This is a genomic window from Bifidobacterium sp. ESL0745, from assembly GCF_029433335.1.
In the GTDB taxonomy this organism is placed as follows: Bacteria; Actinomycetota; Actinomycetes; order Actinomycetales; family Bifidobacteriaceae; genus Bifidobacterium.
Window position 1 is genome coordinate 173,868 of record NZ_JAQTHX010000003.1, and the last position, 25,972, is coordinate 199,839.

The window sequence follows — 25,972 nt, forward strand, 5'->3', positions numbered from 1 at the left end:
GTGGAATCAGTACAGGATATTCTGTGGATCGATTGAGCCTTTCCCGTGTCCTTTCAACTTCCGATATTCAGAATCGACATGTCGGTGACGGGCGGAAATAAGGGCGCTGCGACGCGTGAGCTTTACGGCGATGATGCCGATGGCGAGAACACCGAGAGCGACAATGATGGCGATAGGCAATGGGTCTCCTTTGGAGTTGTCGGGATTGGGAATCGGGTCGGGAATGGACTGGCGGGTTCCGGTGATGACAAGGCGCTGCGTGTTGATGGCGTAGGGCGTGCAGGTCATCAGCGTGACCAAATCGCGGCCCGGTACCACACGATAAAAGCGCGTATCCTGCGGGTCGATGACGTGGATACCAATCACGCGATAACCCATTGTGTGGTCGAGAGTCTGAACGTAGAAAATGTCGCCGTGCTTGAGCTCGTTAAGACGAGTGAAAAGCAAGGCGCTGCTCAACCCGCGATGGCCGCTCAAAACGGCGTTGGTGGATTTGCCGCCAACAGGCAGGCTCGTACCGTAAAGGTGGCCGGCGCCATGAAGCAGCGCATTGTCGGAAGTTCCGTGGTAAATCGGCATATTCACTGAAATCTTGGGGATACGGATACTACCCATCACACCGCCGCCGACGTTCAGAAGATTTTGGTATTCGCGGTCGTCCTCGCTTTGCGTTTTCGGCTTGGATGACGGCGAACCGCCGTCCGCAAACGGATCAACGAACTCCCCCAGCGTCTTCTGGCCGGAGGCTGCTATACGACGGTTATAGGCCTGCGCCCGGCGATATTCGTTGACAACCTTGCCTTGAGGCCAGTGCTCAACGCGCCTTACGGAATCATCGACAAGCTGGCTTTGCCGATATGTCTGAACCATCCAAACCGTGGGGAACCACGCGACAGCCACGATCAACGAGACGGCGCAGCATGCAAGCAGCACGTCAACGATACGGATGACAACTTTGCGAGCACAGCTCGGTTCGACGGCTTTGTCACGTAGAATCGCGTCGAAATCAAGGAATGGCAAGACCAACCCCTAACCGTTTCTGTCAATTATTTTTAAATGAAAGCATTTAATATGAAAAATCAGGAGAGCCGAATCCGTAATGGCAGCATTCCGGTTTCGACTCTGACTGATTGCTTTGGCGTTACTCCTGACGCAGGCGGCTACGGGTCAACACCAACAGACCCGTGAGCACCAGCAGCACCACGATGACAAGCAAGGCAAGGATCACACCTGCACCACCGGTCAGTGGCAGCTGCGAAATCGCGGTGACGGCGAGCACCACGATCGGCTTGTCGCCCGAGACGGCCTGGGTGTGCGCCTCGACTAAGTGCCAGATGTCGCTTTCGTTGGTATAGGCGGATTTTGCGGCATCGGCTGCATCGGCTTGAACATGCACCTTGAATGTGGGCATGAAGACGTCGGAGAAACCGGCCGGGGCTGCGACCTCCTTGACGGTGTAATCGCCTGCGCCCAAGCCATCGAAGGTAAGCATGCCGTCGGGCCCGACTTCGAGGTCCTCAACGAAGGCTGCGTTCTCGGCACTTTGCGCGGCGACCAATTTGAAATGCCCGTCTGCAAGTTTGATGAACTTAAGCGCGGCAACGCCGGCTCCGGCATTTGTCGACGCCTCGTCAGATTTGGCTTTGGAAGAAGCGGAAACATCAGCAGATAGGCGATATTTCACGCCAGCAAGTCCGGCGACTGCATTCTGCCCAGCCTCGCCTTTGGCATCGTCCCACGCGGTCTTGGGCTTGGTAATCACCGAGAATTTCCGGAAGCTTGCCACCGAGGCGGGGTTTTGCGGACTGGTGGCATTGGAAGCGATGGAACCGTTGTTTGCGCCGCTCACATCGCCGGTGGCTGGGTCAATGGTGGCTTCGGTGGGGTCGGTCGGGTTCGCAGCAGTGGGCTGCTTGTTGGTATCGCTCGAATAGCTGAGTTTTACGCCGTTTTGTAGCGGGCCACCGTCGGCGTCATCAGTGATTGACATGGTGTAGGTGATGACAACCGAATCCCGATAATGGAACCTCAGAATGCTCGGCGAAAGATCAAAGACCACATAATCGGTGGAATCGTCGCCCGCGATGTCTTGGAATCGGCCAGCGGCCGCAGCGTGGGCGGTCACCTTGTAATCGCCGTCTTCGGCGTGAAGCTGAGTGGTGCCGATCATCACTTTTTCAGAATTAACAACATAATGCAAACCAAGCTGCGCCGGGCGATCGACCATGGTATAGATATAGCGTCGGAAACCGGTGGTCAACGGGACGCCGCCGGTGAGCTTGTAATGAAGGTTGCCACCGATGGAGGCGTTGTTGGGCCGGGAAGTGTCAAGTTCCTTGCCGACGATCGGCGTATCGTTTTTCATATCGACCAAACCGAGCGTTTCGTTGGAACCGATCTTGTTGTAAGTCACGCCGCCGGAAGTGATGGCAGTGCTTACCAGCATCGGAATGGAGTTGCCAGCGGCCGTCGGTTCGGTTGCCGCTTTGTCGGCCATGACTGAAACCGCCGGCTCAGCCACATCTGCTTCACCGGTCACTCCAGACCTTTTTGTCAATCCAACAATGTCTGCCGCGCCGCTGACGCCAGCTGCCCCGGTGACATCATCGACAATGTAGATGCCCGGAAGCAGGCCGGAAATGCTCACGGTCATCTTGCCGTCGCCCGTAACCGTGGTGGCGCTTGGAGGATCGGCGGGCTGTGCCTCAACCGCGCCCAACAATTCCTTGAATTTTTCGCTGTAGAAGACGTTGCTGACGAACTGGCGCAACTTGCCGTCCCAAGCGTTTTCGGTGCTGCCACTGTTGGAAGTAGTGTCCTCGTTGATTGTGCCATCGTTCGCTTTGCCTGGGAAACCAAGCCACTTGGCCGCGACTTCGCCTACGGGGTTGCCTTGATAATGTTCATCGGAATCAGTGCCTTTAACAGCTTTCAGCGCGCTTGTGGCCTCGTCGCGAAGCTGCGGGTCGGTACCGACGGACACCGCATTCAGCACGCCTGTCTTGCCGTCCTCGTTCACGGCACCTTTGGCATTCACGTACGTGCCGATACGCACGGCCTTGAACCGGTGGCCTTCGATCATCGATTTGTCGCCCTGAATGGTGACGGTTTCACCAGCGTACGCCCCCGCGATTGCGGTGGGAATAGAGACGAACCCGTCCCCTGCGGCGTTCGCGGCTCCAAGAGGCGCCATCGCCAGCAACGTGGCGGCGGTGAGCGCAACCCCGGCGAATCTGTGTATGGTGGTTTCGAAACTCATATATTTGCTACCTGTATCTTTCTTTTTCTCAACTGGTACGGATATTGGTTATCGGCCCGTGTCGCCCTTGTCTCCAAAGGTTCCGTCAGGTCAAATCTTTACATTATGCATTACGTCCATTGCGTTCGGCGATAGCCAGCCACCGAATCACAGGCCTTCCGACTCGTAAATCCGCAAGCCGGCAAAATCGGCAACGGGCCAACAAGCCAAACGTCGGATCACAAACCTTCCAAATGCTGGCCGGCATACAAGCAGACCGACAAATCATCAGGGCTGCCTGCAGATTTCTCTCTTACCACTTGATCGGCCTTGCCTATGCGTCACATTTGTTCAGCCTTGGCAATGCTCGATCCCCCGGCCGGACGCCCTGTTTCACAATGAACTCAACGTCTGGCATGCGCCCCTGCTTTCTTTTTGAATGTGGTGCGTGCACTGATTTTCTTTTTGAACTTGACGAGGCCAGCGAATCCCGCCGCGCTGGCGATCGCGACCGCTGCTACAACAACCAACAACCACCAACGACGCCAACCGGTGAACGGCAGCGACGAAACCGGCTCGGGCGAGGTCAGATCCCACGTAATGGCGTCGGACTGATTGCCCGGCTCGTTGCCGGAAATCTCGGCGAGCGTGTTGATGTTGTAGACGAAGTCGAGCGTTCCAGAGCGGTCCATCGAGGTGATAGTGAGCCGTCCGGGTGGCATAAACGTGGGAACATCGACATGCCATTTCGCGTCCTTGTCCGTTGTAGTGCTGGTTTCGCTGCCGTCCGGCCATGTCACCGTGACGTGGTTGCCCTCCATCCCCGTGAGGTTGCTGGCCGGCGACGGGTCGAGGCCCGTGTGGGCGGTGTCGGTCACCGTGCCGAAAATACCGTCCTGTCTGCTGCCCGAAGTGACCTGGACAGCCGTCGGGTACGTGTCGATCAGCTGGTTGCGCACCTGGCCGAAGGTCAACGCGTGCGTGTCCGAGTTTTCGAGCACCGCGACGATGGTGAAAAGGATCTTTCCTGCGTTGGCACCCTGTGTGAAGGTGCTTACCGGCCCCTGCCAGACCCAATCAGAGAACCAATGGCTGCTACTGGTCTGCGCCGGGTCTTGTTGCTGTGCCGACTGTTGGCCCAACTCCGCCCAATGTTCCGACTGCCGTTCTCCCTGTTGTTGCGCCGACGCTTCCTGTGTCTGTTCCTGTGCCGACTGTTGTCCCGGCTCCCCCCGCTGCGCCGACCGCTGTTCCTGTTGCTGTTCCTCCTGTTGGGACGAACGCACCGACTTCTTCTGTTCCGCCTCCTTTCTCCCTTGCGTTTGGTGCACTTGACCCTTCTGCTGTGCGGCATCGAGCGGGCCGAAATCCTCCAGCAGATACGTGCCGGCCGGCGGCTGCGGGTTACTCGGATCGTCGTAAGGCTGGCCGGTTATCGTATCGTGATGAATCGGTTGTGACTGCGGCACCGCGTAAAGCCTGAGGCTGTCGTTCGAGTGCAGCGTCTGTGCGGACCCCTTGATGCTTACCTTCGCATCGGCGGGCATCTCGCTTTTGCCCGCGCTGTTGCGCACGGTATGCGGTACCGTAAGCTGCTTGATTTCGGGGTTCTTGTTCATCTCAAGCTGAAAATTGCCCTGCACGACATTCGAGAACAGCGAGGCTATTTTGAAATCGCTGCTATCGGTTTGCCAAGCGTGATAGCGGATGGAATGCTGCAGGTTGGTGTCGATTTTGCGTGAGTCGGCGATGGACCATGTCCCGTCAGCACCGACCTCGGCAGAACCGATTCTGATGCCGCGCGTTTCGGGATTGTTTGGTTTGTTGAGATCGATGATATGGGACTGGTCCTCGGCGAACAGCGTGACCGTGTCTCCAGGAATGCCGGTGCCTGTGACCGTACGCGACGAGGTCGGCACATAACCGCTGAATTGATCGATCACGGGCGCATCCGGCCGCGGGATGTTGTAGCTGGCAAAGGCGGTGTCGATGGTCCAGCCGGTCGCCAGCAGCTTGTTGGTATCTTCCTGCGACATACCGGCCTTGACGGTCAGCGGATGGCTCGGATCGGCGTTGTTGTAAAGCGGATTGTAAGCGTCGTGGACGCTCAACGTCTGCCCGCCTGTCGGCGTGTTCTGCACCACACAGCCCTCATAGGCCGCGGCGCTGTTCTGATCCCTGACGCCGGGGTTGGTGGTGATCGGCCAGGTCACGAGCTTGAAGTAGCCATCGAGACCTTCCTTTTTCTTGATCGCGCCGAAATCGATATTGCCCTGGGCGTCCTGCAGAATGTTCGGGTCGGTGCCGGCACCGGGAACCATCAGGTGGTTCGGCGTGCTGTTGTACCCCCTGTTGTTCGGGCTGTTGAACGCCGAATACCAATCGTTGCCGCCGTAATTGTTGTACGACTGCTGCCCGTCGACGCGCACGGCAGTGGGGGTCAGCGACTGCACCGGCACCCAGTCCTTGCCGCCTTTCAGCGCAAGCCACTGGTAGTAGAACGAGGTGACCTGCGAGCAGGGGTAAAGCGAGTTCCAGCGGCTGGCGATGTTGTACCAGAAAACAAAGAACGAGTTGGCCGGAGCCACCCCCGCGCCGGTTCCTTGGCTCGGGAAGCCGTAGTCGGTCACCAGACCCCAGTTGGCCTGGCCGCTGCTCCACAGGTTGGGGTGCGCGTCAAAGCCGATATGGGAGGTCGGGCCGTTGCACTGCTGTACCTTGTCGGCGTTCGTACCGGTGCCCGACCACCAATTGCACTGGTTCGCGTACATGTATGACGGAACGCCCTCGCTGATATTGGTGACGTAGCGCGGATCGAGCGACGAATAGTAATACTTATTATTGTTATTGACCGGCGTTTTGCCGCTCATCTGCCGGCCGGGCGCCGCCACCGCGTAGACGTACTGGTCGTATTCGGTGCCGCCGACGTTGGTCGGGTCCAGCGTCTTGCCGGTGTAGCTGATGTTGCCCTCGATCGAGATGGTGAGGTAATCGTAATCGCCGGAAACCAGCACGTTGTGGATCGTGTAGAACTCGCCCTGGTTGCGCGCCCAATTGAGGGCGGCCTGCTGCGCGTTCGCGACCGAGGCACGGTCGCTGTCGCCGCCGTAGGTGTTGAGATAGGGGAAGCTCGTCAGCTGCGTGTTCGGGTCGGTGCCGCGCGCGCCGGACTGCGAGACCAGCATTTGCATGCCGCAATCGACCCTCGGGTTGTCGCCGGGTGCGTACTTCGGCTTGTTGTCGCCGTTGCCGCCATAATCCGAGACGGCTCCCACCGCCACACAGCTTGGATTCACCATCCCGTGCGGCATGCGCAGCACGAAGTCGATGCGTAGCTCGTCGTCGACGTCCTCCCCCTGCATCCTGTTGTTGTTCGCGAGGAACTTGTACAGCCGCGGTTTGCAGTCCACGCGTTTACTCGCGTCGGGGGTGGCGACGTTCATGCTGGCCGTATCCTGAACGCACAACGCCGGATAATCGTCAACGGTCACATCTTCGTCTGTGCCATCCTCCGCCGCGACGGTTTGCGCGAACGTATTGAGGTTGCCGGAAACCGCGACGGCGATATCCGGATTCAGCGCGCACCCTCCCACCAGCAGGGACATCGCGACGGTCACCGCGAAAAGCAGGTGGCCGAGGCGCGAGATCCCCATCGGCTTTGAGGTCAGATCATTATTACTAAAATCGTTCGACTTCATCACAATCACCTCCCGACGTCAGATAGATCGAAATTTAAAGTTCTATATTCATTCGTCAATATGTATAAATGTTGTTTTGTATAGGTTCATGTCCATCAGATTGTCTTTTCAGGCAACAGGTGCGTCCCCTAGTAGACACCTTGCGAAGGAGATAAACGGGTACAAGTGTGCGACTCACATTAGACAGGTAAATTCAGGGAAAATTAGACAAATCTCAACATCGATATGATATCCGTCTCATTTCAAACCAGCACTTCACAACGCTGTTATTTATGCAAACACGTCATGTTTGTATACGAATCCAATTTTTTTCAATGAATATCTATGATGAATAAAATCCCCAAAGCCACAAAATATGTAACTACTTGTGCACTTCCGAAATGTGACATTCCAAACACTACATCAAACGTTTTATAGCTGACAGAAATATAAAGCTCCGCCGTCCGCCCTGATTCAAACCGTACACAATAATGCCTGGATTCCAAAGTGAAATTATTGCGAAATATTGCCGAAAAGGGTACTATTGTACCTATTCATACACAAAAGAGGTAATTAATTTGGTAACATCAGCAAAAACACGAATGCAGATTCGAATCGATCCCAAACTCAAGGAACAAGGCGAACAACTGTTCCGTTCAATGGGAACCGACCTGTCAAGCGCGGTGAGCATGTTCGTGGCGCAGGCCGTACATGAAGGGGGTTTCCCGTTCCGGCCGGTCGCCGACCCACTCGCCATGGCGGTGAAGAAAGCCGAGGCCGAACCCGCCGAATATGTAGGCAGCGCGCAGGACGTAAAGGACATGATCGATGCCCTATAACTTCGAGGTCAGTCCTCAATTCAAGCGCAACGTGAAGGCGATGAAGCAACGTCACCGAAATATGACAGAGCTGGAAAGGGCAATCGACGCACTGGCTGTTAACGATATCGATTTACTCTCTGGCCATTTCCGCGACCATAAACTCACCGGAGATTTATCTGGCTGCCGCGAGCTTCATATCGAAGCCGACTGGTTATTGGTTTATAAGAAACAAAAGTCAACGGTGACTATCATCCTGCTACGTACCGGAACCCACGACCAATTGTTATAAGACTGCTTACTAAAGTCGGTTAGCCTGGTATTCCCTATCAGGCTAACCGACTTTAGTAATTAGATAGCGCTAGATCGCGTCGCCATCCGTTTCGCCGGTACGAACGCGGGTGACCGAATCAAGCGGCAGCACCCACACCTTGCCGTCGCCGATGTTGCCGGTACGCGCGGTTTTGACGATGATGTCGACCAACGGATCGGCGTCGGCGTCGCGCACCGCCACCTCCACGCGGATCTTGGGGATGAGATTGACCGAGTAGCTGGCGCCACGGTAGACCTCGGTGTAACCGTGCTGCTCGCCGCAACCGTTGACTTCGCTGACCGTCATGCCCTCGACGCCGGCGGCCGCAAGGGCGTCCTTGACCTCGTCGAACTTCTGCGGCTGGATAATCGCTGTTATCAGTTTCATCACTTCATCTCCTTGAAGAGGGCCGTGGCCTTACCTGCAAAATCGTACGCGCTCTCGCCCTGGTCGGCGAGGTCCACGCCGGCCAATTCCTCGTCCTCGTTCACCCTCCAACCGACAGTTTTTTGTAATATAAACGCGATGACGAACGTGACCACAACGGAATAGACGACCGCAGCGAGCGCCACGACCACCTGCGCCGCAAGCTGACGCCAGCTGCCGCCGGCGAAGAGACCCGTGCCATGGGCAAAGAAACCGACGAGAATGGTGCCAGTCAAGCCGCCGACGCCGTGGACTCCGACCACATCGAGGGAGTCATCATAGCCGAACCGGAACTTCAGGCCGCACGCCAGACAGGTCAAGATGCCGACGATCGCGCCGATAACCATGGCCCAAAACGGGGAGACCACGTCAGCTGCAGGTGTAATACCGACCAGACCGGCCACCATGCCCGAGGCCGCACCCACGGCCGTGTAATGTCCGGTGCGGATCTTTTCGGTGAAGCCCCACGTCAGCATCGCCGCAGCCGCGGAAAGCGAAGTGCTCACCCATGCGTAACCCGCGGTACCGTTGGCCGAGAAGGCAGAACCGGCGTTGAAGCCGAACCAGCCGAACCAGAGCAAGAACGCACCGAGCATGACGAACGGGACGTTGTGCGGGCGAATCGGAGCCTTGCCAAAGTCCTTGCGTTTGCCGATCAAGAGAACGATGACCAGCGCCGCGACGGCCGCGTTGATATGGACGACAGTGCCACCAGCGAAATCGTGGACGGGCGCGCCGATGAACCTGGAAATCGGACCGTCAGGCGAAAGAATGCCACCATTCCAGACCATGTGGGCCATGGGCGCATAATCGAGCGTAACCCAGATGGCCACAAAAATCATCCACGTGCTGTATTTGATGCGTTCCGCGAGCGCCCCAGAAATCAGCGCGACGGTGATCATCGCGAAGGCCAGCTGGAAGGCGACGTCAATGCTCACCGGGTATTTGTTGCCGTTCGGCGTGAGGCCTGTGGCGGTGAAAACGCCGCCTTTGCCGGCTTTCATCGTGTCGCCGAGCAGGAATCCGGAGATCGGATCGCCGAAGATACCGCCGATGTCCTTACCACCCCAAGAAATCGACCAGCCCCACAGGGCCCAGATGATGGTACTCACCGCGAGCGCACCCGCGGAAAGCATGAGCATGTTGAGCACCGCTTTGCGGCGCACCATGCCTCCGTAGAAGAACGCCACCGCGGGCGTCATCAGAAAGACGAGCGACGCCGCGACCAGCATCCATGCGGCATTTCCAGTATCCATTTCGTGTTTCCTCTCCTCCGGCTTTCCCGCGCGCCGGCGTCCGACGCGTCCTGAACCGTATGTGGCTATAAAACACGCGAAACGTAAGGAGAAGTTTGACGCGAGATTACGGCGGTGTAAAGCTCGCGCCCCTATCGAAACATAATGGTTACTTATTAAAAAGCAAACCGCGCATCAATCCTCAAAGGACAATGCGCGGTTGAGAAAATAGCACTTATTACGACTCAGGCGAGAATGCCGTCGACGAAACCTTCCGGATCGAAGGGGGCGAGGTCGTCAGGGCCTTCGCCGAGGCCGACGAGCTTGACCGGAACGCCCAGCTCCTGCTGCACGGAGATGACGATGCCGCCCTTGGCCGAACCATCGAGCTTGGAGAGCACCACGCCGGTGATGCCGATGGCCTGCGCGAAAACCTTGGCCTGTGCCATGCCGTTCTGGCCGGTCACGGCGTCGAGCACAAGCAGCACTTCGTCGACCGGCAGATTCTTTTCGGTCACTCGGCGGATCTTGCCAAGCTCGTCCATGAGGTTCGCCTTGTTCTGCAGACGGCCTGCAGTGTCGATAATCAACACGTCAACGCCCTGCTCCTTGGCCTGCTTGGAGGCATCGAACGCCACGGACGCCGGGTCGCCACCCTCTTTTTCACTGCGCACGACCGGCACACCGACCTTCTGCCCCCAGGTTTCGAGCTGGTCGGCCGCGGCGGCACGGAAGGTATCGGCGGCGGCGAGCATCACGCTCTTACCTTCGGAGACAAAGAGACGCGCGAGCTTGCCGGCGGTTGTGGTCTTGCCAGTGCCGTTGACACCGACCATGATGATGACGCTCGGCTTCTTGGCACCTGGCTTTTCGGCGTTGAGCGCACGGTCGGGTTGGGAATTGACAAGGTCGAGAAGCTTGGAACGCAGGGCCTCGCGCACGGCCTTCGGGTCGGAAGTTCCGGTGATGCGAGCGTCGTTGCGCAGCTCGTCCACCAGCTTTTCGCTGGCCTCGCTGCCGACATCGGCCAATAGCAACGTATCTTCGACGTCTTCCCAGTCAGATTCGGAAAGCTGGTCCTTGGCCAAGATGTTGAACAGCGCCCGTCCGAACGGGTTCGAGGACTTGCTGAGCTTCTCCTTGAGGCGAACAGTGCGGGAGGCCTTGGGTTCCGGCGTTTCGACACTCGACGAAGAAGCGGCGACGCCACTGGCTGAACCCTCTGCGGAAGAATCGGAAGCAGTCGACTCGTCATGGGTACTTTCAGCTGAGGAATCGGAAATGACTTCGTTGTCGGCAGAACCTTCAGCGGACGCATTTGGCCGAGCTTCGTTCTTTTCGGTTACCCCAGATTCTCGCTGGGACGAAGATTTTCCGTCAGAACCCTTGTTATTCTGCTCATTTTTCGATGTAGATTCCGCTTGTCCTGACCTGTCGCGATTTGAAGCATTCGTCTTCCCGACGCTGCCAGCGGCTTCAGCCGATTCCTTATTATCATCGACAGCACTGCTCGATGCGTTGGGACCAGCACCCTGTGCGCTCTTGGAAACGTTGGTATTCTGCACATTCGTGCTGTTTTTCTTATGCGAATGCACAATCAGCGCGACCACGGCAATAAGCACGACGGCGACAACAACCAGCGCCAGAACAATCAGCATGGGATTCATAGTAAGACTCATGCTTCAAGATTATTGGCGAGACCCGACGCAGGGTACTCGGCACACGCTCACACCAACCCATGGTTATCAAAAGATACTGTACGTATTCCCATGGTTTCTTTTGGTAACCATGGGTTGGTGTGAGCCTTGGGCGTGCGTCATTTACAATATAACTATGTCGAATGCTTCCAGAATGACCTCGTACCAGCGCCGCGAACAGCTCATCGCCATCGGGCGCGGGCTTTTCGCAGCGAAGGGCTACGAGGCAGTGAGCGTCGAGGAAATCGCGGCCGCCGCAAAGGTTTCGAAGCCGATCGTCTACGAGCATTTCGGAGGCAAGGAAGGGCTTTACGCCGTCATCGTCGATCGTGAAATGCAGAAATTGACCAGTACATTAATCGATGCGCTTTCCGCCGGTGACACTCATCCGCGCCAGATCGTGGAACGCACAGCACTTGCCTTACTCACTTATATAGAAGAGAACTCGGAGGGCTTCAACGTACTTGTACGCGACTCCCCCACCACAGACCCGGCTGGCTCATTCAGTTCGCTTTTGGGTGACGTCAGTCTTCGCGTCGAGGAGATCCTCACCAAAGCGTTCAAACAGCACAAGCTGCCGGCAAAAGGCGTGCCGTATTACGCGCAGATGCTCGTCGGCATGACCGTTTTCACCGGCCAGTATTGGGCAGCGAACCAAAAGAAAATCAGCAAGGAACAGCTTGCCGCGCACATCGTCAATCTCGCCTGGCACGGACTTTCGCGCCTTGAAGCCAAGCCGAAGCTGCAGTTCGAAGGCGATTTGAAAGCCACGGCTGACGACCGGAGCCGCAAAAGCCATAAGAACGATAACAACCGCGAAAACGATGACACCAAAGCGAACGCCGGCAATGACGATGCGGACGATAATGACGGTGACAGCGACAGCAAAGACGGCACCAATAAGACGAGCACCGACAAGCACTCCAATAATGGCGATAATTCAAGCGACGCCGAATCCTAAAATCTTCAAAAGACACAAAGCCGTAAAAATAGACAATCGCAAAATCAAACCACTAACGCTTTTGCGCAACTTACGTCGGGAGCAACGCAATTCATGCGCCCGCGCCCGCCATTCTCAGGCTTACATGGTAAGTTGGGCTTGTTTCGCCGCACCAACGCCGCGAATACCCATAACGAGGAACCATGCCGCAAACAAGCTCGAAAATGCTCACCTTCGTAGTGCCCACATTCAATATGGACACCTACCTTGAGCGTTGCGTCTCGTCGCTGACCGCGAATCCCGACAGCGACGACATCGAGGTGCTGATCATCGACGACGGCTCGTCCGACGGCACCCCGGAACTTGCGGATCGGCTTGCGGCGGCAAAACCCGGAATCATTCGCGTCATCCACCAGACCAACAAGGGCCACGGCGGTGCGGTCAATACCGGGGTCGCCAACGCGAAAGGCATGTATCTCAAAGTCGTCGACGCCGACGATTGGGTGGGTCAGGGATCCCTCAAACAGCTCATGGATGTAATATATCAACAGCGCGACGCCAGCGACCCGATCGACATGTTTGTCACCGATTACGTCTACGACAAGATTGGCAAACGGCGCAAGCACGTCGTGAAATTCGACAATGTGATGGTTGCGGACCGGCGCCTCGGCTGGGACAATCTCAAACGCTTCGGTATCGCGCAATACATGATCATGCATGCGCTGATTTTCCGCACGGAGGTGTTGCGGCAAGCCAAGACCAAGCTGCCCGAGCACACGTTCTACGTCGATTTCATCTACGCCTACCAGCCATTCCCCTGGGTCAAATCGCTGATGTACATAAGCACGCCGCTTTACCACTACTTCATCGGCCGCGACGGGCAAAGCGTGCAGACCGACGTGATGATCCGTCGCGTGGACCAGCTTGTGCGCGTCAACCGCGCGATGGTTGCCGCCACTCCCGAGCACGGCACCGTTTCTGACGGCCTTTATCGCTATATGATTCATTTCCTTTCGATCGAGTCTGTGGTGGCCAGCGTCTTCCTCATCCTTTCACGCAAACCGGCGAACTACCAGATCAAGCAGGAGTTGTGGGAAAACCAGCGCAACGTTTCGCCCCAAATCGCGCGCGATGTCCGGAGGCAGCTGCCGTCCCGCGCTATCAATCTACCCGGCTCAGTCGGTCGCTGGATTATCCGCATGGGTTATCATATAGCTGAAAATATTATCGGATTTAACTAAATCGTATAGGCCAAAGGCTCACGGTCTTTGGTCTTTCCGCCCACGTTTTATCGCTTATCGCCAGATACGCCAATAACCAAGCCGGAAAGACATACGATTGCTCAAAAGGAACACAGTCATGGCAGACTCAAATAGCGCAACCATTGAAATCTACGGAGCCGACTGGTGCGGCGACTGCAGGCGTGCGAAGGCGGCGCTCGACCGTTTCGGCATCACCTACAACTGGCACGATATCGAGCACGATGACGGAGCCGAGGCCAAAGCCATCGAAATCAGCGGCCAAAAGCACATCCCGGTCGTCGTATTCCGTGACGGCAGTTTCGAGGTCGAACCCAGCGCCACCGATCTCAAGACAAAGCTCGAAGCGCTCGGGCAGTTCTGAAACCGGGAGCACAAAAGACACGGGGCTCGTGGCGGGTTGCATCACGAGCCCCGTGTTCCGTTTTGTCCAGGGCTATCCTGCCAGGACCTACTCACCAGCCACTCACTGAGCCGTTTCCGGCGCGCGATGCTGAACGACCACGAAGCCATTGTGTCGCCTTATAACCGCGAAGAGCACCATTATAGCGATGAAAATCACAAGCAGAATCCACGCCGGCACCGGCCTTGCTTTGGTGGCGTTCACAACCGAGGCCGCGGTACCGGGTTTCACACGATTGCCCTTGGCCAACGCCGAAGCCGAAACGGACTGCGAAGTAGCCGGTTTGGCCGACCAGGAGTTCTTCCGAGACTCCCACAGACAGACAAACCGACACGGTGAGCCTTGAATTTTGTATTGGCGCCAATGTTATCCGGATCAATTTATAGGTGCCGAAGAACATATCTTCTGTACCTCAGACCTTGCTGATATCGAACTTGCCGCCAAAATCGAAATCGTCATTGGCCAGACGGCCATAAGCGCAGGTAACGGGACTTTTTAACATTCTCGATATGGCGATTTTTAGCCATTTGAAAATCGCCACAAGTTACCGATTAATGTCCGTCGTGCTTAACGGCGAGGGATAAAGGGAATTCGATACTTGCCAACGTTTCCCTAAAATATAGAGCTTAAAGGGTTCGAAAATACAATAAATTATCAATAATTAACTATTGATTTTCATCCTGAGCATATAATTATATATTTCGAATGATATTTAACAATATTCACTACTACCAATGCACCGTTGACCCGCCAAAATCTGTCATTGGCAGCCCACCCAATTATTAGGCCTCCCGCCATATCAAACCGCTCACTCCAACGTCAATGTGCTTGAAAGCAGCTAAAACGTCACTCACCCACATTCCCCGTCGAAAACGCAAAAATACACCCCACCCCAAAAGGCCTGCCCGAACCGCACGGGTAAATTTCACCAATCAGAGATCCCATCCCGGAAATCCATCATCACCAGGTAGCCGCCAATGGCCACCAGCACGATGTCAACGATGACACTATCCGCCTGCACAATAAAGTCGGGCAAATAAGCTTTGGAAGACGATGCCAATAGCCAGGGCGCTTGCATTGTCCTCTAGTTAATAGCCGCGGGTCGGTATCTGATTCATTCGGATACCGACCCAACGAGTTTCAAGACCGCAACGGAACCAAAACGAAAAAAGGCACCTCCAAAGGACGATACCTTACTTGTGCCCCCCGTGGGACTCGAACCCACAACCCACGACTTAAAAGGACGCTGCTCTAACCATTGAGCCAGAGGGGCAACAAAACTTCATTATACAGTCACTTCACGATTTGCGTATCCTGTTTTGCGTGTCGCAATAATGCAATCCGCGGAAAGTAAATAAATAACAATACTAAACAAGAATCGGCATATACAACAAAGGCGAAGCATCTACTGAAGCGCCTCGCCTTGTAAAACCGGAGTAACCGTAATTATTTTTACTTCATGATGAGCGGGAAACCGTGGGAGACCACAAGGCCGACCACCATGACCACGATGACCAGCGCAATCGGAACCCAAATGGCAACGGCCGACGCCGTATCCTTGCTTTTCTTGGCGAAACCGATTTCCGCGAGCGCAATCAGCGCAATCGCAAGAACGATCTTGACCACCAGCAGCACAGTGATATGCGGCCAGGCGTGCACAATCAGCACGATGCCGCTCACAATAATGAGGATATAGCAGACGCGGGCAATCATCGCCCAGATCTTGGTCATCTTCGCCGGCCCCAGTAGCCCCACGGCCACCGCGACGACCAGCACCACTCCAACAACCAAATGCATCCAAGCCCAAACCATAATTACTCCCAACAATAAGAAAAATTATCAGTAAATCTATATCCAATATATAGGCTGCAGCCCGCACTCTCAACACGGCTCATTGAAGGCGTATCGCTTCCAATAAGCAAATTACAAGCAACTTGCCCATAGCTTATTTTTCGCAGGCTATTCCGTCGCGATCGCGGTCGAGGGCAGCGCGATAACCAGGCTGGCCGGCGTAAATCGGGGCTTTGCCGGCGGCACGGACTGCAGCGCAGTTTTTGTAGTACACGTCGCCACCGCCTTGCGGAACGGCAGACGCAGCCGGGGCAGGTGCAGGTGCGACAGGGGCAGGAGCAGGCTTAGCGTGGGCGCGCTTTACATGAGTGCGCTTTGTACGAGTGCGCTTAGCCGGAGCAGATGAAGACTTGGACGCAGCAACGGGAACCGGAACGGGAACGGGCTGGATGGAACCTGCATTGCTACCACTAGCCTGGCCGGAGTTGCCGGAACTCTGAGGAACGGCGCCCGTCCGCACACCGCTCTGCAGCCCCACGCCGTTCAGCGCGAACGGCCCATCATCAACCGGAACCACTTGCGTCGGGCAGGATGCAAGCACGTGCTGCATCGCGGCTTTTTCGGCCTTGGTGACCCACAAGTCGTACTTGGTTTTCACGCCGATCTGACGCGAAACGTACGCGCAACGGTAGGACTTCTGTTTGGGCAGCCAGGTCGCGGCGTCACCGTCGCTTTTCTGCTGGTTGGCCTTTCCATCGACCGCCAGCAGGTTATACGGGTCGTTCGCCATCTGCTTGCGTTGGTCCGCAGTAAGCTTCTGCGCGCCGGTCTGCCATGCGTTCGAAAGCGCGACGACATGGTCGATCTGCACTTTGGACGACGTCTTCTTGCCCTGCTTGAAATGAATGGTCTTGCCGGTGTACGGGTCATCGAGCGTGCCCGACATCACCTTGCAATCATTGGTTCCGGCCTTGAATTTCTTGTCTTTAAGGTCACGTCTCAGAATGTCGTTACGAGTGTCGCAGCCATTGCGGTCGACGTCGGCCCAGGCCTTGCTAAATTTGGTGCGTTTATAACCGGTCTTGGGTGCGCGCCCCTTGACGGGCAGCTTGTCAAGCGCCGCCGTGGCCAATTCACTATCTGCAGCTGGCGTATCCGCGAGCGCCGAGTCGGAAGTAGTCACCACCGCCATCGACAGCATCAATATTGCCGCCATCAACGCACCAAAAGCGGCCTTCAGCGATTTCTTCGTTCTACCCACTTGAGTTCGCATCTTTCATTGCAGGCATTCAACTATCGTCATGCCCTATTCCTCTGGATATTCTATCAGATTTAGATACCGAACTCTCAGGATTAACCGCGGATATTGTAGAGCCGATAAGTTTCATAACATTTGCATTTTTAACTTGTATTAAAGTATAATTTACTCATAAAGGAGATAATATGACGGCAGTAGCACGCACACGCATACAAATCAGCACCAAGAAAACCCTTAAGGAACAAGCAGAACAGCTTTTTGATTCCCTCGGCATCGATCTGGGCACCGCAGTCAATCTATTTCTAGCCCAATCGGTACGTGATGGAGGCCTGCCTTTCAGACCCACCACAGCTACGCCATTCGAACAGTCGATACTCAAAACCGCGCAGGAACAGCCGATTCACGCAGGCAGCATCGACGAGATGAAGGACATCATCAATAATGCTTGACGTATTTTACGAACCCGCTTTTCTGCGAGACGTACGCAGACTCAAACGCAAGCACTACGACATGACGAAACTCAATGATGCCCTCGACACGTTGCAGTCACAAGACAAGTCTTTATTATCCACCAAATACCGCGACCATGCGTTGAAGGGGAATCTTAAAGCCTTTCGCGAGTTACACATCGAAGGTGATTGGTTACTTGTTTATCAACTTTCACGAAATTCATTGACTTTAACCCTGACGAGAACCGGCAGTCACGACGATGTCCTGCGACAACAATGACAATCCCGCAATACAAATAATTCATTTCAACACGTAACGCTCATAAGCCCTGCCGCATCACGGGCGGCAGTTATTATACAAACCATGACCACGATCAAAGAGGTAGCGCAGAAAGCCGGGGCGTCGGTGACAGCCGTTTCGATGGCGCTCAACCATCGCGAGGACGGGCACGTCAAGAAGGAACTTGCCGAGCACATCCGCGAAACCGCCAAGAAAATGGGCTACCGACCCAATCCCCTCGCCCGCTCCCTGCGCACCAGCCGCACACACACCATCGGCTTCATCAGCGAAGAGATCGCCACCACCCCGTACGCAGGCGGGATGATCCTCGGCGCGCAGGACGCGGCCAGCGAGTTGGGCTACATGATGCTGCTGGTCAACACAGACGGCAATGCCGACGAAACCAGCGAAATCGCCGCCCTGAAACGTTACGGGGTCGACGGCTATCTCTATGCAAAAATGTATGACAGAATCTCTCACATCCCAGCCAGCCTCAAGAACGAAAAAACCGTGCTGATCAATGCCAACGATGCCGACGGACGCGTGCCGTATATCACCCCTGACGAGGTCGCCATCGGCTACGACGCCACGAAACGCCTGGCCGAGGCAGGCGCCAAGCGCATCGCCTACATCGGCTGCAGCGATAATCTCATCGCCGAGCCATTGCGTTTCAAAGGCTACAAGCAGGCGCTAGCCGACGCCAGAATACCCTTCAACCCCGGTCTGGCGGCAAAAGTGCCAAACGACGGCCCAGCCCTCAAAACCGTCTCCACGCTCTTCGACGAACAGCAACCGGACGGCTTTTTCTGCTTCAACGATGCCCGCACCTGGTACGTCTACCAGTGCGCGGCCCAGCGAGGTTTGCAAGTCGGCCGTGACATCTCCGTGGTCGGCATCGACAACAACCGCATCATCAAGGAGACCTTCGAACCCCGCCCAACCACCCTCGAGCTGCCCCATTATGAAATGGGCTATTGGGGCGCTCGCAAGCTGATTTCGATGATCGAAAACCGCACGCTTGATGACGCTGCTCCCGACGAAAACCAAACCGCCGCGCAAATTCCGTCGCTCGACACCCCGAATCCGGTACGTATCCGCTGCAAGTTGCTCGAGCGCGGCTCGCTGGTCGGCACATCCGAAAAGTAGTCCGCGACAATCAGCATTGCTGACAAAACAGGCATGGATCCCGCCGTGTCAGCAATGCCAAGAAACCCGCATGTCGCAGGAATCACAGCCAGTCTGCTTTAGGAAAGTGCACTCGGCACCAACCAGCGGAAAACCAAGCATCCGGCCAAAATCATTCGAAGACCTCCCGAAAACAACAAAGGTAGCCATAAACCAAACCCGCCTTTTCTCCCAAAATTTTTCCCACAGCTTAATTTTTCCCAACCTCCTGTGACGCACTTCACTTATTTTTCAACACTTTTCAAAAACCGCCACTTTAAAAACCGACACCCAAACGAAACAAGTCGTTTGAGCTTTTGCCTCGATGGCGTTACTGTGAAATTAACCAATTGGGGGAACAACTGGTTAATCAAGTTAGACAACGTCTGTTTGACTAAATATTTTGGGGGCTGATAATGGGATCTGCCATAGTAGCGATATTGCTAGCTTTGACGTTTATAGGATTCGTCATATTTTCCGTGAAAGGCGGAAACCTTACCATCGCGTTCTTCTCGATGGCAGTGCTCTGGACGGGCATCTACTTCATCGCCGTGGCGTTCGGCATTGCCAAACCGTTTAATTTCATTACGGACATCTTCTCGACGCCCGCCGTGAATTACGGTTCCACCGCCGTGCAGATCATCCTCGGCGCTTGGTTCGGACGCGTGCTGGTCGATACCGGCATCGCCGCCGGCATCAGCAAGCTCACGGTCCGCGTCGGCAAGGACAAGCCCGTCATCGCCACCATCCTGATCGCCCTGGTCACCTGCCTCATCTTCACCAGCGCGTACGGCGTCGGTTCCGCAGTGGCCATCGGCTCGATCCTCTTCCCCATCATGGGCTCGCTCGGCGTTCCCAAGAAGATCGCCGTCCCCGTCTTCACGCTTTCCATCGGCGCGGCGATGTGGATCAACAGCGTCATCTTCGTACAGTTCCAGCCGTTCTTCCAGGGCTACAAGTCCCCGGACGGGCAGGTCGTCGCCTGGGGTGACCACTACCTGCGCTTCGGCATCGCGGCCATGGTCATCCAGATGATCGTCATCATTCTTTTCATCCTGGTTCGCTCCAAGACCATCCGCAACGGCAAGCCTTACGAAATCGGCGGTGTCGGCAACGACAAGGAATGGGCCAAGGTTTCCCCGGTCACCTACGTTCTGCCGATCGTCCCCGCCGCTCTGAGCATCTTCTTCAAGTGGCCCGCCGTTCCGTCGCTGCTTCTGGCGACTATCCTGGCCTTCCTCTTGACCGGCAACATGAACTCGATGAAGAAGCTGGTCAGCATCATCGGCTCCACCGCCAAAACCGCCATCGGCGACATCGGCGGGCTGCTCATCATGCTCTTCTGCCTGATGATGTTCCAGGCCGCCGCCATCAAAGCGGTCGGCGTGGTCACCCCGATGCTGGCCCACGTCATCCCGAACAACGAACTCATCCTCATCATCATCGTCCTGGTACTCGCCCCGCTGGCCCTGTTCCGCGGCCCGCTCGAGCTTTACGGCGCAGGCGCGGCGACCATCACCCTGCTGCTGAGCCTTGGCACGTTCAACGTCTGGTTCCTCTACGCTTTGATGGTCATCCCCTCCATGATCGGCATTTCCGCTTGCTTCACACAGTCCTGGAACGCCTGGTCGCTGGAATACACGGGATTGGACACCAAGACCTTCCTGTTCAACGGCGTGCCGGTGGCATGGATCAGCTCCATCTTCATCATGGCCGCTGCGTCCGTGCTGCTGTTCTGAACAAGAGCCACGCTTTATACCTTCGAACGGATTCGCGGCCTAGTCGCCGAAACCGGCTATCCGGCTGCGAATCCGCCTAAATCCGCATATTAGATTAAGGAGAATCATATGGAAAACGGGAATGCGAAATCGTATCGCACGGATCCCAAAGTCCGCGCCCGCATCGACAAGACCATCGCCTATCTGATCAGCCACGAAAGCGAGCTGGCCGCCAAGCCGGACGGAAGCTATCCGCTCGACGATTCCATCGTCCTGCTGCTGCAGAGCTACGATACCGCCGATTACGACACTATCAGCTACGAAAGCCACTACGACCACATCGACCTGCACTACATGCTTTCCGGCGAGGAATACGTGCGCTGGTGGGACACCGGCACGGTGGAGCCGAACACGGAATACAACAAGGAAAACGACATCATTTTCTATCCGCACCCAGAGCACCACAACCGGGCGCTTCTGACCGACCACCATTACGTGCTGGTCTACCCCGAAGACATGCACGCCGCGCGCGGCATGGTCGACGGCAAGCCGCAACACGTGCATAAGATCGTCGTCAAGATTTCCGTACTCTGAAACCTGTTAAAGCTTTCAGCAACGGAGTGGCATCAAGCCAAACCAATAAAAAATTTGGCAGCAACCCACCATCCTGGCGGATTGTTGCCCGCTCAAGCAAAGGAGCCAATGAATATGAACAAGAATCTCGATGGAGTCATTTGCCCATCCATCACCATCACCAAGGAGAACGGTGACATAGACTACGAGGCATGGGGCAGGCATCTGGACCATCTGGTCACGGCCGGCATCGATGGCATCCTCATCTTCGGCAGTATCGGTGAGTTCTACGCGTTCCCGCTGGATGTAAAGGAGAAGGTCACGGACTTCGCCGTCAAGCGCGTTGCCGGCCGCACCAATGTGTTCATCGGCGTTGGCGGCACCAATCCTGACGAGGTCGTGGAGCTGACCCGCTACGCCTCCAAGGCCGGTGCCGATGCCGTTGTGGCCGTCGCTCCGTATTACTTCGGCCCGTCCGACGCTTCGGCCAAGGATTATTACGCGATGATCTGCGAAGCCACGTCCATCCCGGTGATCCTCTACAACTTCCCGCCTCGCACGGGCATGGATCTCTCGCCGGCGCTGGTCGCGGAACTGGTGAAGGCCCATCCGGAAATCGTCGGTATCAAGGACACCGTCGACACCATCAGCCACACCCGCAAGATGATCGCCGCGGTCCGTCCGGTCAACCCCGACTTCCGCGTCTTCTCCGGCTTCGACGAGTATTACACTCCTAACCGCATCGCCGGCGGCAACGGCGTGATCTGCGGCCTGACCAACGCCAAGCCGGAACTCTTCCACAAGATGAACGAAGCCTATCTGTCCGGCGACTATGCCACTTCGCTCGAATGCGCCAAGAAGATCAACAAGCTGATGGCGATCTACGACACGGCCGATCTGTTTGTCTCGGCCATCAAGGGCGCGGTCAAGGCCGAGGAAGGCCCGATTTCCACGGACATCCGCAGGCCCGCCGTCCAGCTCACCGAGCAGCAGTTCGAGCAGATCAAGCAGCTGCTGAATGTGTGAGTCGCGAACGTAGCGATTTATAGATAATTTCGCCGCTTGGCGTTGTTGTATACAGGTTGTATGCAGCGATGTCAGGCGGCGAAATTTTTTAGATATTATTTAAACTATTTTATAGTAATTTCAAATATTTTATGTTAAATTCTGAACGTAAAAGTTTCCGATGCCGGTTCATAAAGCAAAACAATAAGTCGAAAATGAAAAATTGAACCGCTTATTTATACATATTCCCGTGTGTTATATATTATTTATCAAGAAACACGAGAATCGTTTTACAATTTGACGTGAATCGATTCTCGTCCTATATTTTCTTTCAGTTTCCCACTTTAGGCAATGCCGCAAAGAACAAACGGAAACTGTGGTGGAAGCGTCGCGCGGCAGCGACACTTGACTAGAAAGGTGACGATTATGGCAGTCAAAGGTGCCAGAACCTATCGGAACCCCTCATATCTTGAGAGCTCCGCAGGTATTTTCATGTTCTTCTGCTCGTGGGGCATTTGGTGGTCCTTCTTCTCGATCTGGCTGACAAGCCCAGAACCGAAGGGCCTCGGGATGACCGCGGCCCAGCAAGGCGATATCTACTCCGCCAATTCGCTGGTCACTCTTATCATTATGTTCGTCTACGGCGTCATCCAGGACAACCTGGGCATCAAGCGCCGTCTGGTGATCGTGATTTCCTGCATCGCGGCCTTCGTCGGCCCGTTCGCGCAGTTCATCTACACCCCAATGCTCAAGGCCGGCGGCACCACCAAGTTCATCGGTGTCCTGATCGGCTCCGTCGTGCTTTCGGCAGGCTTCATGGCCGGCTGCTCACTGGTCGAGGCACTGACCGAGCGCTATAGCCGCAAGTTCGGCTTCGAATACGGCCAGTCCCGCGCATGGGGCTCCTTCGGCTACGCCATCGTGGCCCTCGTCGCCGGCTTCCTGTTCAACAAGAGCATGATGTACAACTTCTGGCTCGGCTCCCTCTTCGGCCTCGGCATGCTGTGCATCTACGTCTTCTGGCGTCCTGAAGAACAGAAGGAAGAACTCAAGAAGGAGGCCGACCCCAACGCGCCGCGCACCAACCCGACCGTCAAGGAAATGGTCTCCGTGCTGACGATGGGTTCGCTGTGGCTGCTGATCATCTTCGTGATCTTCACCAACACCTTCTACACCGTTTTCGACCAGCAGATGTTCCCGAGCTATTACAAGAGCCTCTTCGCCAACCCCGACCAAGGCGCGCAATGGTACTCCGTCCTGAACGCCTGCGAAGTGTTCTGCGAATCGATCATGATGGGCGTTGTCCCAATCATCATGGACCACATCGGCGTACGCAATTCGCTGCTGCTCGGCACCTGCGTGATGTTCCTGCGTATCGGCCTGTGCGGCGTCTTCCACGACCCGGTGATGATCTCCTTCGTCAAGATGTTCCACGCCATCGAGACCCCGCTCTTCATGCTGCCTGTCTTCCGCTACTTCACGCTGCATTACGACACGAAGCTATCGGCCACGCTTTACATGGTCGGTTTCCAGATCGCCTCGCAGGTCGGCCAGGTGCTGATGTCCCACCCGCTGGGTGCGTTGCGTGACGCCCTCGGCCCGCAGAAGACCTTCTTCACCATTTCCGGCATCGTCATCCTCGCCTTGATTTACGGCTTCTTCATCATCAAGAAGGACGACCAGCAGGTGGGCGGCGATCCGTTCATCCGCATCAAGGACCGCAAGAAGATGGAAGCGGCCAAGAGCCAGGATCAGGCTCAGGTCTCTGCCTGATCGACTATCCGGCTGGCGCTTCGGTTCGCATGGTGTTCATCGCCCTCTACCGACCGAGGCACCAGCCGGATATTGGATAAAATTCAAAACCCTTTCACGACATTCCATAACGATATGGGCCACGGCATGAGTAATATTGTGCAATGTGAAAGGTTTTACATCATAGCGGACGATAACGAATCGTGAGATCTTCTCAGAGTCGTCCCGCAAACAAACCGCAAGAAAGGTATCAAAGATGACCACCACATATCCCGTTTACCATGAGATCCACGACCATGACAAGGAACTTGCCAAAGCCGAGGCAAGCGTCGACGAGCTCGAGCTGGAACGCGTGGACCGCTGGTATCCCAAGTTCCACATCGCCTCGAACGCCGGCTGGATCAACGATCCGAACGGCCTGTGCTACTACAAAGGCCGCTGGCACGTCTACTACCAGCTTCACCCCTACGGCACCCAATGGGGCCCGATGCACTGGGGTCACGTTTCCAGTACCGACATGGTTTCCTGGCGCCGCGATCCGATTGCGATGGCCCCCAGCCTTGAAGAGGAAAAGGACGGCGTCTTCTCCGGTTGCGCCGTCATCGATGACGACGACAAGCTGCGTTTCTATTACACCGGCCATCGCTGGATGAACGGCAAGGACAGTTCCGAGGGCCAGTGGCAGGTGCAGATGGAGGCTGTGGCCGAAGACGACGACGCCACCAAGCTGAACAAGCTCGGCATGGTGATCGATTGCCCATTGGACAAGGCCAAAGACCACTTCCGCGACCCGAAAGTCTGGAAGCAGGACGGCGTGTGGACGATGATCCATGGTGTCTCCACCATCGACGGTCACGGCCAGATCTGGCTGTACACCTCCAAGGACATGACCAACTGGGAATTCCAGTACGTCCTCTTCGACGACCCGGACCCGGATGTGTTCATGCTCGAATGTCCCGACTTCTTCCCCCTGAAGGACAAGGACGGCAACACCAAGTGGGTCATCGTCTTTTCGGCGATGGGCTCGAAATCGCAAGGCTATATGAACCGCAACGAAAACAACGCCGGCTATATGATCGGCACCTGGACACCTGGCGAGCCGTTCAAGCCAGAAACCGGTCTGCGTTTGCTCGATTGCGGCGCCAACTACTACGCGCCCCAGTCCTTCGAGGCCAACGGCCGTCGCATCATGTACGGCTGGATGAGCCCGTTCAGCGAGAACGCGCCCATGCAATCCGACGGTTGGTGTGGCCAGATGACCCTGCCACGCGAATGCACTCTCGGCCCTGACGGCGACCTGCGCACGGTGCCGGTGCCTGAAATCGACAAGCTGCGCATCAACACCTTCGAGCATTCCGCCCGTCCGCTTGAGGCCAACGAGGAGATTCTTCTTGACGAGGACGCCGAGGCCGTGGAGATCGAGCTGGATATCGACCTGAAGCACACCACCGCCGAACGCGCGGGGCTGAAGGTCCACGCCACCCCCGACGGCTCCTACACCTACGTCGCCTTCGACGCGCAAGCCGGCACCGTGGTGGTCGACCGTCAGGCTGCCGCCCGCGGCGATCGCGGTTACCGTGCAGCCAAGTTAACCGAAGCCGAACTGAACGCCGACGAGCTGAAGCTGCACGTCTACGTCGATCGCGGTTCGGTCGAGGTCTACGTCAACGACGGCCGTCACGTCCTGAGCTCCTACAGCTACCCGTCCGACGGCCCCCGCGCCATCCGCCTTTCCGCGGAATCCGGCACACTGACCCCGACGCGCCTGACTATTCACGACATGCGCAGCATCGGTCTGGAGTAACCTCTTCAATCAACCAAAGTCATAATAAGGTCCCGCTGGCAATCTTACTTAAATCGCCAGCGGGACCTTATTATCGCGACAAATCAGTCGATTCCAACTCGCTCCATGCGACTTCCATATCACCAATTGCGGCAAATCCGCCGCACGAAGCAATCTGCCGAACCTGGTGTCG

General features: G+C 56.1%; 23 protein-coding genes and 1 tRNA gene. 14 read left to right on the forward strand and 10 right to left on the reverse strand.

The features are described 5' to 3' along the window. Window positions 1-6 precede the first annotated feature (6 nt). The 3 genes from PT275_RS08745 to PT275_RS08755 form a co-directional block, all read right to left on the reverse strand. Entirely contained in the window at window positions 7-1,020 is a 1,014-nt protein-coding gene (locus tag PT275_RS08745) for a class C sortase (protein WP_277154002.1), read from the reverse strand. Window positions 1,021-1,141: 121 nt separating this feature from the next. Next, window positions 1,142-3,259 (reverse strand): SpaA isopeptide-forming pilin-related protein, encoded by a 2,118-nt coding sequence (locus tag PT275_RS08750; RefSeq protein WP_277154003.1) that lies wholly within the window; start codon window positions 3,257-3,259, stop codon window positions 1,142-1,144. A 383-nt stretch (window positions 3,260-3,642) separates the two neighbouring features. After that, window positions 3,643-6,936, reverse strand: a complete 3,294-nt coding sequence (locus tag PT275_RS08755) for a hypothetical protein (RefSeq protein ID WP_277154004.1) — start codon at window positions 6,934-6,936, stop codon at window positions 3,643-3,645. Window positions 6,937-7,517: 581 nt separating this feature from the next. On the opposite strand from PT275_RS08755, the gene PT275_RS08760 reads away from it, so the two are divergent. Then, the gene (locus PT275_RS08760; protein ID WP_277154005.1) at window positions 7,518-7,754 is read left to right on the forward strand and encodes a type II toxin-antitoxin system RelB/DinJ family antitoxin; all 237 of its coding nucleotides are present in this window, start codon (window positions 7,518-7,520) and stop codon (window positions 7,752-7,754) included. Beyond that, window positions 7,744-8,025 carry a type II toxin-antitoxin system YafQ family toxin gene (locus PT275_RS08765; RefSeq protein WP_277154006.1) on the forward strand — a complete coding sequence of 94 codons (282 nt, stop codon included), beginning with the start codon at window positions 7,744-7,746 and terminating at the stop codon, window positions 8,023-8,025. Before PT275_RS08760 ends, PT275_RS08765 begins: the two co-directional genes overlap by 11 nt. Window positions 8,026-8,094: 69 nt before the next feature. On the opposite strand, the gene PT275_RS08770 is transcribed toward PT275_RS08765, so the two are convergent. The 3 genes from PT275_RS08770 to ftsY form a co-directional block, all read right to left on the reverse strand. After that, a complete protein-coding gene (locus PT275_RS08770) occupies window positions 8,095-8,433 on the reverse strand; it encodes a P-II family nitrogen regulator (protein WP_277154007.1) in 339 nt (112 codons plus the stop codon). Next, window positions 8,433-9,728 (reverse strand): ammonium transporter, encoded by a 1,296-nt coding sequence (locus PT275_RS08775; RefSeq protein ID WP_277154008.1) that lies wholly within the window; start codon window positions 9,726-9,728, stop codon window positions 8,433-8,435. Before PT275_RS08775 ends, PT275_RS08770 begins: the two co-directional genes overlap by 1 nt. Before the next feature lie 224 nt (window positions 9,729-9,952). Then, window positions 9,953-11,386: a signal recognition particle-docking protein FtsY gene (ftsY, locus tag PT275_RS08780; protein ID WP_277154009.1), complete on the reverse strand. Its 1,434-nt coding sequence runs from the start codon at window positions 11,384-11,386 to the stop codon at window positions 9,953-9,955. 154 nt (window positions 11,387-11,540) lie between these two features. Between ftsY and PT275_RS08785 the strand changes: the two genes are divergently transcribed. From PT275_RS08785 to PT275_RS08800, 4 genes are all read left to right on the forward strand, one after another. After that, window positions 11,541-12,365 (forward strand): TetR/AcrR family transcriptional regulator, encoded by an 825-nt coding sequence (locus PT275_RS08785; RefSeq protein WP_277154010.1) that lies wholly within the window; start codon window positions 11,541-11,543, stop codon window positions 12,363-12,365. Between the two features lie 182 nt (window positions 12,366-12,547). Next, entirely contained in the window at window positions 12,548-13,585 is a 1,038-nt protein-coding gene (locus PT275_RS08790; protein WP_277154011.1) for a glycosyltransferase family 2 protein, read from the forward strand. A 118-nt stretch (window positions 13,586-13,703) separates the two neighbouring features. Then, the gene (locus PT275_RS08795; protein WP_277154012.1) at window positions 13,704-13,967 is read left to right on the forward strand and encodes a mycoredoxin; all 264 of its coding nucleotides are present in this window, start codon (window positions 13,704-13,706) and stop codon (window positions 13,965-13,967) included. A gap of 187 nt (window positions 13,968-14,154) precedes the next feature. Next, window positions 14,155-14,352, forward strand: a complete 198-nt coding sequence (locus PT275_RS08800) for a hypothetical protein (protein ID WP_277154013.1) — start codon at window positions 14,155-14,157, stop codon at window positions 14,350-14,352. A gap of 579 nt (window positions 14,353-14,931) precedes the next feature. Here PT275_RS08800 and PT275_RS08805 read toward each other — a convergent pair. The 4 genes from PT275_RS08805 to PT275_RS08820 all read right to left on the reverse strand — a co-directional run bounded on the left by PT275_RS08805 (window position 14,932) and on the right by PT275_RS08820 (window position 16,989). Continuing rightward, the gene (locus tag PT275_RS08805; protein ID WP_277154014.1) at window positions 14,932-15,084 is read right to left on the reverse strand and encodes a hypothetical protein; all 153 of its coding nucleotides are present in this window, start codon (window positions 15,082-15,084) and stop codon (window positions 14,932-14,934) included. A 122-nt stretch (window positions 15,085-15,206) separates the two neighbouring features. Continuing rightward, window positions 15,207-15,279, reverse strand: a tRNA-Lys gene (locus tag PT275_RS08810). A gap of 179 nt (window positions 15,280-15,458) precedes the next feature. After that, a complete protein-coding gene (locus tag PT275_RS08815; protein WP_277154015.1) occupies window positions 15,459-15,818 on the reverse strand; it encodes a DUF1516 family protein in 360 nt (119 codons plus the stop codon). A 133-nt stretch (window positions 15,819-15,951) separates the two neighbouring features. Next, entirely contained in the window at window positions 15,952-16,989 is a 1,038-nt protein-coding gene (locus tag PT275_RS08820; RefSeq protein WP_277154037.1) for a DUF1524 domain-containing protein, read from the reverse strand. A gap of 251 nt (window positions 16,990-17,240) precedes the next feature. On the opposite strand from PT275_RS08820, the gene PT275_RS08825 reads away from it, so the two are divergent. From PT275_RS08825 to PT275_RS08860, 8 genes are all read left to right on the forward strand, one after another. Then, window positions 17,241-17,504 (forward strand): type II toxin-antitoxin system RelB/DinJ family antitoxin, encoded by a 264-nt coding sequence (locus PT275_RS08825; RefSeq protein ID WP_277154016.1) that lies wholly within the window; start codon window positions 17,241-17,243, stop codon window positions 17,502-17,504. Beyond that, on the forward strand, window positions 17,497-17,784 hold the full coding sequence (locus PT275_RS08830; RefSeq protein WP_277154017.1) for a type II toxin-antitoxin system YafQ family toxin: 288 nt from the start codon (window positions 17,497-17,499) through the stop codon (window positions 17,782-17,784). The genes PT275_RS08825 and PT275_RS08830 overlap by 8 nt, the downstream gene beginning before the upstream one ends. Before the next feature lie 84 nt (window positions 17,785-17,868). Beyond that, complete coding sequence (locus PT275_RS08835; protein WP_277154018.1) at window positions 17,869-18,930, forward strand: LacI family DNA-binding transcriptional regulator; 1,062 nt, start codon at window positions 17,869-17,871, stop codon at window positions 18,928-18,930. Between the two features lie 497 nt (window positions 18,931-19,427). Next, window positions 19,428-20,687 (forward strand): gluconate:proton symporter, encoded by a 1,260-nt coding sequence (locus PT275_RS08840; protein WP_277154019.1) that lies wholly within the window; start codon window positions 19,428-19,430, stop codon window positions 20,685-20,687. A 108-nt stretch (window positions 20,688-20,795) separates the two neighbouring features. Beyond that, window positions 20,796-21,260: a YhcH/YjgK/YiaL family protein gene (locus PT275_RS08845; RefSeq protein ID WP_277154020.1), complete on the forward strand. Its 465-nt coding sequence runs from the start codon at window positions 20,796-20,798 to the stop codon at window positions 21,258-21,260. A gap of 108 nt (window positions 21,261-21,368) precedes the next feature. Next, a complete protein-coding gene (locus PT275_RS08850; protein ID WP_277154021.1) occupies window positions 21,369-22,265 on the forward strand; it encodes a dihydrodipicolinate synthase family protein in 897 nt (298 codons plus the stop codon). Between the two features lie 405 nt (window positions 22,266-22,670). Continuing rightward, the gene (locus PT275_RS08855; RefSeq protein ID WP_277154022.1) at window positions 22,671-24,017 is read left to right on the forward strand and encodes an MFS transporter; all 1,347 of its coding nucleotides are present in this window, start codon (window positions 22,671-22,673) and stop codon (window positions 24,015-24,017) included. A gap of 235 nt (window positions 24,018-24,252) precedes the next feature. Continuing rightward, complete coding sequence (locus PT275_RS08860) at window positions 24,253-25,800, forward strand: sucrose-6-phosphate hydrolase (protein ID WP_277154023.1); 1,548 nt, start codon at window positions 24,253-24,255, stop codon at window positions 25,798-25,800. Window positions 25,801-25,972 lie beyond the last annotated feature (172 nt).